Annotated in this window: 7 protein-coding genes and 1 tRNA gene; 5 read left to right on the top strand and 3 right to left on the bottom strand. The window is 43.6% G+C overall.

Going from position 1 to position 7124, the window contains the following annotated elements; genetic code table 11:
- Positions 1-96: 96 nt before the first annotated feature.
- Positions 97-900: a prohibitin family protein gene (locus AC805_RS18210; RefSeq protein ID WP_369122835.1), complete on the bottom strand. Its 804-nt coding sequence runs from the start codon at positions 898-900 to the stop codon at positions 97-99.
- A gap of 483 nt (positions 901-1383) precedes the next feature.
- Between AC805_RS18210 and AC805_RS18205 the strand changes: the two genes are divergently transcribed.
- The gene (locus AC805_RS18205; protein WP_055076699.1) at positions 1384-2391 is read left to right on the top strand and encodes a sulfate/molybdate ABC transporter ATP-binding protein; all 1008 of its coding nucleotides are present in this window, start codon (positions 1384-1386) and stop codon (positions 2389-2391) included.
- Between the two features lie 140 nt (positions 2392-2531).
- Here AC805_RS18205 and AC805_RS18200 read toward each other — a convergent pair whose 3' ends face one another.
- Positions 2532-3101, bottom strand: a complete 570-nt coding sequence (locus AC805_RS18200) for a Crp/Fnr family transcriptional regulator (RefSeq protein ID WP_055076698.1) — start codon at positions 3099-3101, stop codon at positions 2532-2534.
- Positions 3102-3235: 134 nt separating this feature from the next.
- On the opposite strand from AC805_RS18200, the gene cysK reads away from it, so the two are divergent.
- Both cysK and AC805_RS18190 read left to right on the top strand, forming a co-directional pair.
- Positions 3236-4207: a cysteine synthase A gene (gene cysK / locus AC805_RS18195; protein WP_055076697.1), complete on the top strand. Its 972-nt coding sequence runs from the start codon at positions 3236-3238 to the stop codon at positions 4205-4207.
- Positions 4208-4234: 27 nt separating this feature from the next.
- Positions 4235-4669 (top strand): Rrf2 family transcriptional regulator, encoded by a 435-nt coding sequence (locus tag AC805_RS18190; protein ID WP_055076696.1) that lies wholly within the window; start codon positions 4235-4237, stop codon positions 4667-4669.
- A 261-nt stretch (positions 4670-4930) separates the two neighbouring features.
- On the opposite strand, the gene AC805_RS18185 is transcribed toward AC805_RS18190, so the two are convergent.
- Positions 4931-5011: transfer RNA gene (locus AC805_RS18185), tRNA-Leu, on the bottom strand.
- A gap of 157 nt (positions 5012-5168) precedes the next feature.
- Between AC805_RS18185 and AC805_RS18180 the strand changes: the two genes are divergently transcribed.
- Entirely contained in the window at positions 5169-5669 is a 501-nt protein-coding gene (locus AC805_RS18180; RefSeq protein WP_156341459.1) for a hypothetical protein, read from the top strand.
- Between the two features lie 18 nt (positions 5670-5687).
- Complete coding sequence (locus tag AC805_RS18175; RefSeq protein ID WP_055076695.1) at positions 5688-6983, top strand: aldehyde dehydrogenase family protein; 1296 nt, start codon at positions 5688-5690, stop codon at positions 6981-6983.
- Positions 6984-7124 lie beyond the last annotated feature (141 nt).

The following is a 7124-nucleotide window of genomic DNA, read 5'->3' as shown; positions in this document are numbered from 1 at the left end:
TAAATATAAAACCCAGAATCAAAACCTGTAGCGCACACGCAGCTTGCGCGCTACAGGTTTTGATTCTGGGTTTTAATTATTTGGCGAAGGCTATGCTTATTTACTGCTCGAGAAAGTTGGGATATTACTTTCAATCAAGCGATTGATATCTAATAATTTGGTATTACTTTCACCCACAATCAGGGGCAGATTACCATTCCATTTATCAATGACTTGTTTTTGTAACAGCTCAGGCGACAGAGTTTCACGCAAAATTCTTTGAGACTCCCCTTCACCTCGCGCTAAATTTACCTTTGCCTCGGCTTCTTTAATCGCTTTTAGCGCAATAAAATCTGCTCGTTTAGCTTCCTGCTCTGCAATTTGCTTCGCTTCCACTGCATCACTAAAGCGCTGGGAAAAATGTACATGAACGAGCGAGATATCATCCACGGCAATATGATAATCAGCCAGTCGAGAGGTTAAAAGTGTATCGACTTCATTTTTGACATATCCACGTTTGGTAATAATTTCTTCGGCGGTATATTCCGCCATTACAGCCTTTAAGACCTCTTCCACCGCAGGATCGATAATGCGATCGATAATTGCAAGGCGATCGCCGATTTGCTGAAAAATGACATTGGCTTGTTCGGGAATAATATGCCAGTTCAGGGCAACATCGGTAAATACCTCCTGTAAGTCCTTAGAGGAAGCCTCCGCCGAAATTTCTTGCTTCTGTAACCTGACGCTCAACTTTTTCACCGTCTGCACGATCGGGATGATGGGGTGAATTCCTTCATCGAGAATTTGTGGTTGCACCTTGCCAAACTGCATCAGTACGCCGCGCTCGCCGACATTCACGATCGCAAAAAAGCAACAAAGGAAAGCCGTGCATAAAATCAGTCCTGCGACTAGCTGAAACATTCTCAAATCAGCATTTTTTCGATTGACTTCACGAATACTTTGAGGATTAACCGAGCTATTAGTTTGACCATTGAGCAGCCTATCAAGCGATCGCATATCACTCACAAATTTAATTCCAAGCAATTTATACACAAAAAATTTATGTTGAGAATTAACATATACTCCCTTCCCAGTGAAGAATCAGACGTTGCGGCGCGAAGCGCCGCAACGCTAATTCTTGGTTTTTGTAGCACTCTAAAAAAACGAGATATGGGAGATTGTTTCGTAAGTCGAATAGTCTATTAAAACCTAGAATCAAAAGCTGTAGCGTACGCGCAGCGTGCGCTACAGCTTTACTTTATATTTAATTGACATTTAATTGCGCCTAGATACTTAAGGTTAATTTCTTAATTAATGACAATTTAGCACAAATCTACGGTAATTACATAGACATAGCGTATTAATGATGTTACAACTATTCTTATCTTAATTTCGTGAGGAACGATGAGTATTCTAGTTCGAGATATTTCAAAACGATTCGGTGATTTTCAGGCAGTCGATGATGTTAGCGTATCAGTAGAAAGTGGTTCTTTGGTTGCCCTGCTCGGTCCATCAGGTTCGGGTAAATCTACTTTATTGAGAATTATGGCAGGTTTGGAAATTCCCGATCGCGGACAGGTATGGATTGAGAATGAAAATGCGACCTATCGTCCTGTCCAACAACGTCAGATTGGATTTGTATTCCAGCACTATGCCTTATTTAAACATTTGACCATTCGCCAAAATATTGCCTTTGGGTTAAACATTCAGAAAATTGCCAAAGATCAAGTAAAACAGAAGGTAGATGAGCTATTAGAACTGATTCAACTTAAAGGTTTAGGCGATCGCTATCCATCCCAATTATCGGGTGGTCAGCGCCAGAGAGTCGCCTTGGCAAGATCCCTCGCCGCCCAACCCAAAACCCTTCTCTTAGATGAACCCTTTGGCGCTTTAGATGCTAAGGTTCGCAAAGAATTAAGAACATGGTTGCGAGATCTCCACGATCGAGTCCATGTGACAACCATCTTTGTCACCCACGACCAAGAAGAAGCAATGGAAATTTCCGATCGCGTGGTAATCATGAACAAGGGTAAGGTCGAACAGATTGGCACACCTGCGGAAATCTACGATCGCCCTGCTTCAGAATTTGTCATGCGTTTTATTGGCGAAACCAATATCATTTCTAGCGCCAAGCGGCACTTCCCCTATCTAGAAATTTCCGAGCGCGATCGGGTGTTTTTACGACCTCACGATCTTCTAATTCAAGCGGAACCTGAAACTAACTTCACTCCTGCCATTGTTAGTTCCGCTTTTAATCTTGGTTGGGAAGGTCAAGCCGAACTCGTACTCAAAGACGATCAAAGATTGATTGTCAAGCTCGAACGCGATCGCTTTGACAGTTTGGGCTTACATCCTCAAAAGGAAGTCTATGTCAAACCTTTGAAAACGAGAGTATTTGCGGAAGCTATTTAATAGCGATTTTAATAGCGATTTTAATAGCGATAGCGAGGACAAATCAAAGCCCTAAATATGAGTGGCGGTGCTTCGCACCGCCACTCATATTTAGGGCTTTATGTCATAGGCAGCATAAAGCGTCGCCGATCTTTAACTAGCTAAATTTCGTAATGCCATTGCTCGGAACTATCAGCAAGAAACAGTAACTTACGACCTTTGCGCGAGAGAAACCCACCCTTTTCTAAATCATTAATAATACGCGTTACGGTCACCCGCGTCGAACCAATTAACTCTGCTATTTCTTGATGGGTTAATTGCAGTCCAATTAATCTACCTTGGCGATCGTCTTCACCGAAACGATTAGTTAGCCAACCCAGTAATTGACGTAAAGCATCATCCTTAGCACGGCAATGGGAAATCTTTAATAAAAACTCATTAGTCTGGCTATGGCGAATTATTTCATTTACATAATTGCCCCAATGCGATCGCGAAATTTCAGTTAATTGCACATCAGTTAAACATTCCATCTCGTAGGGATTTAAATTAGTTAGCTCGCTGCCAATCACATCGCCATGCGCCCATAATCCCGAACAGATAACCTGTCCGTCTTCTGTCCAAGTCAGCGATCGCACCACCCCAGACTCGATTTTCCATAGGTAGTTATCTCGCCGAGATATCATTTCACGACGCTTATAAACATGAGAAGCTGCTGTTTCGACGTAAATCATCTTATATCCAGTCGGCAAACCGTAGATTATATTTGTATTAGGTTAAAAAGTATTGTATCGTACTAAGTACGGTATTCCCATCAAGATACCGTAATTTTTTGTTTCTCCAGTTTTTGTAATAAATCTAAGCTCCTATGAAAATTGCGCAAAGCATTACTCAATTAGTTGGCAGTACGCCTCTAGTAGCATTGAATAACATTCCGCAGAAAGACGGTTCTTTAGCCAAAATTGTGCTCAAGTTAGAAAGTCTTAACCCCTCCTCTTCCGTCAAGGATCGGATCGGTCTAGCCATGATCGAAGATGCCGAAAATCAAGGTTTAATTAGTCCAGCAAAAACAGTTTTGGTGGAGCCTACTTCGGGGAATACTGGGATAGCCTTGGCGATGATTGCCGCTGCCAAGGGCTATCGCTTGATTCTGACAATGCCTGAAACCATGAGCTTAGAACGTCGGGCGATGCTAAGAGCCTATGGAGCGGAGCTAGAGTTGACTCCTGCCAGTGAAGGAATGCGCGGGGCAATTCGGCGGGCGGGAGAAATTGCTACGTCAAAACCTAATGCCTATATGCTGCAACAGTTTAAGAATTTGGCAAATCCCGCCATCCATCGCCGTACTACAGCCGAAGAAATTTGGCAAGATACTGATGGGCAGGTGGATATCGTTATTGCTGGAGTAGGCACTGGCGGTACGATTACAGGCGTAGCGGAAGTAATTAAGGAACGCAAACCCAGCTTTAAGGCGATCGTTGTCGAACCTCTCAACAGTCCCGTACTGTCTGGGGGAGTAGCTGGAGCCCATCGGATTCAGGGAATTGGTGCAGGATTTGTACCTGAAGTTTTACGAATAGATTTGATTGATGAAGTGATTGGGATTTCAGACGATCTAGCGATCGCCTATGGTCGTCGTCTAGCGAGAGAAGAGGGATTGTTATCGGGCATTTCTTCAGGAGCAGCCCTTGCGGCAGCTATTGAAGTTGGTAAGCGCGAAGAAAATCGCGATCTTTTAATTGTGGTAATTCAACCTAGCTTTGGCGAACGTTATCTCAGTACCCCTCTATTTCAAGATGCCGATCTTATTTCTTCCTCATCAACTTCTACCCATCGCTAATCCATCCCAATCTATCTTTCAAAATATATGGAATTATCTTGTAAGGTTGATTATGCCTGTATTGCTCTACTAGAACTTGCCCTTCGTCACAAGCAGGGTAAGCCTACTTCTGTTAGTGAAATTGCGATCAGTCAGAGGATTCCTATCCGCTATCTCGATCAAGTTATGGCAATGCTAAGGCGAGCAGGCATCATTAAAAGCCAACGTGGGGCTAAAGGGGGCTATCACCTTGCGCGGGAGCCTTGGCAAATCAAGCTTACAGATGTGGTGATTGCCTTAGATGGCGAAGCATCCCAAGAGCAAAAGGATTCTATATTGCTCACCGCCGAAAAATCCGCAGTGATTGATATGTGGGAAACCGCAAAAGTTGCTTCGTTTGATATTCTTCACAAACATACCCTTGAGGATCTCTTAAGAAAATGCGAAGAGAAAAGGCGATCTGATGTCATGTTTTACATATAAAAATCCTTAGTAATACCAATTCACGAAAGTGTGACAACACTTTTGTGAATTAAACATCAAACCCAGTAAGGTTTTGAGATTCCCAAAATGGCGTTGCCATTTTGGGAATTGGTATAAGACAAAAGCATAGAATAGCTACAAATCAACCCCCCAAAGGATGAATGGCGGTGCTCCGCGCCGCCACTCATCCTTTGCCGAATAGGAGAATGATGATGCTTTGCGTCATCATTCTCCTTTATTTTCTTATTCGGCTTTATAATATGCGGATGGAGAGACTCGAACTCTCACATCAAAGATACTAGAACCTAAATCTAGCGCGTCTACCAATTCCGCCACATCCGCTGGGGTAGGGTGTTTTTTGCACCGAATAAAATCATACAGCAATCTTGTGTAATTGCAGCATAAAATTTTTAATTTATGCTGCAAGCTTGTAATTACTTGACCAAAGCTGCCTTTACCATCTCTGTTTTCTTGCTATACAATCATTTTGATTAGCTAATTGATCTGCTCAATATGTGATTTCCGCTCTGAGACTATTTTTAGCAACCAACCTTTTAGCACCTTTGCCGAACATTTCTATCTAGTGCATATCCATAAGCCTCAAAAAATCGATCTAGAGCAAATATATCCCTGCCCTTGCCCTCGTAGACGGGGAAAGTTAAAGCCGATCGCCTTAACTGATGCTTTTGGTTGCGATCGCTGTCCTCTGTTATTTCAAATCGAAGATGACGGCTATAGCCTGTCACAGCTGGGCGGGCTTGATTCGCAAAGACACCATTGGCAATGGACTGGTAAATGGCAAACAATCCACGATGGCAATCGTCAGGATTGGCTAGAAAAGTCTTTGACCTACTGCGCCTATCTGTTGTTTGTCGCCTTGATTATTCTTTGGGCGCTCAATCTCAGATCGACTTTAGGTATTCCCCTAGCCATTTTGTTGTTTACCCTTTTGGGTTTGCTAATATGGCGTTTGCTCGTGATTCGTCGTCGCGATATTTAACAATTATTTATTACAAGTATGTCACCAGAAGACCTTACAGGCTTCATCTACAAGTCCCATGCTGCGGCTTTGCAACTAGTGCAAATTTCCACCAGAGAACGAGATAATTTACTCCTAGAAATTGCCAATAATGTAAAAAAACATAAAAATGCAATTTTAGAAGCAAATACGCTGGATTTAGAAGCAAGCCGAGATATGGCCGTACCCGATCTGGTACTAGAGTGGCTAAAACTAACTCCCGAAAGGCTTAATAACGCGATCGAATGTCTGAATCAACTGGCAAATCTGCCCGATCCTCTCACTCTCCATGTGGGCATCAATGGCTATCAGCGCGTCCCCTTAGGGGTCGTTGCTTTTGTGTATGAGGGTTTTCCCCAGTTGGGGCTAATTGCATCGGCGATGTGTCTTAAGGTTGGCAATACGAGCATTCTTAAGGGGGGGGGCGAGGGTACACATACCCAAGAGGCGATCGCGGCGATCGTTAAAGATGTCCTAGTTGCGAGAAATTTCCCTGAGGCATGTGTGAGCAGCGTGCCAACGGGTATTGCGCTTAAAGAATTAATCGTCCAAGAAAAATATTTGCGTTTGGTTATTCCCTACGGTCGCCCTAGCTTTGTACAGCAAGTGAGCAAACAGGCGACGGTCTCTGCCTTGCCGATTTCTATGGGTAACTGCTATCTCTATCTATCGGCTTCTGGGAAGCTGGATTTTGCCAAAGAAATAATTTTAAACAGCCGCAAAGGCGATCCCGACGCGGTAAATGCGATCGATAAATTGGTGGTACATCGATCTTGGTGCGATCGCGGATTGGGGGAATGGATTTGCCGTCTTAAAAAACAGGGCTTGGTCGTGCGAGGCTGTGCAGAGACAACTGCCTATTTTCGGCAATTTCTAGAGGATAACGATGGGTTGATTGCGGAAATGCATCTAGATGCGAATGCACAAGCAATTTATTCTGAGGATATCTGGGGGCAAGCGTACTTAGACGAGACGATCGCTATCAAAATTGTGGATGATATGGAAGAAGCGATCGCTTGGATCAATCAATATAGTAGCGGTCATGCCGATGTATTGCTGACGGACTCCTTATCCGAACGCGATCGCTTTGTCAGTCGGATCAATAGCAGCACGATCTTTGTCAATGCCCATAGCCGGTTTAGTCGCTGTTCTAAACTTGGTGATAGTGGTAATGCCAAAATTGCTTTGGGGATGTCCAGTTTAAAAACCCGTGGCGCATCTAGATACCCTGGAGTAATCGATATCTATGCCCTCACCACCACAAAACAAGTATTGACTAGTTCGTGGTCTCAATAATATTGGCTCCACGGAGCCAATATTGTATGGCTACAGTCACTTGAATGAGGACAAATCAAACCCCAAGAATTGACTGGCGGCGCGAAGCGCCGCCAGTCAATTCTTGGGGTTTATGTCCTAATACACTTGGCGACAGCTATA

The organism is Pseudanabaena sp. 'Roaring Creek' (assembly GCF_001402795.1).
GTDB lineage: Bacteria > Cyanobacteriota > Cyanobacteriia > Pseudanabaenales > Pseudanabaenaceae > Pseudanabaena.
The sequence above is the reverse complement of the archived record's forward strand: the minus strand, read 5'-3'. Positions and strand labels throughout refer to the sequence as shown.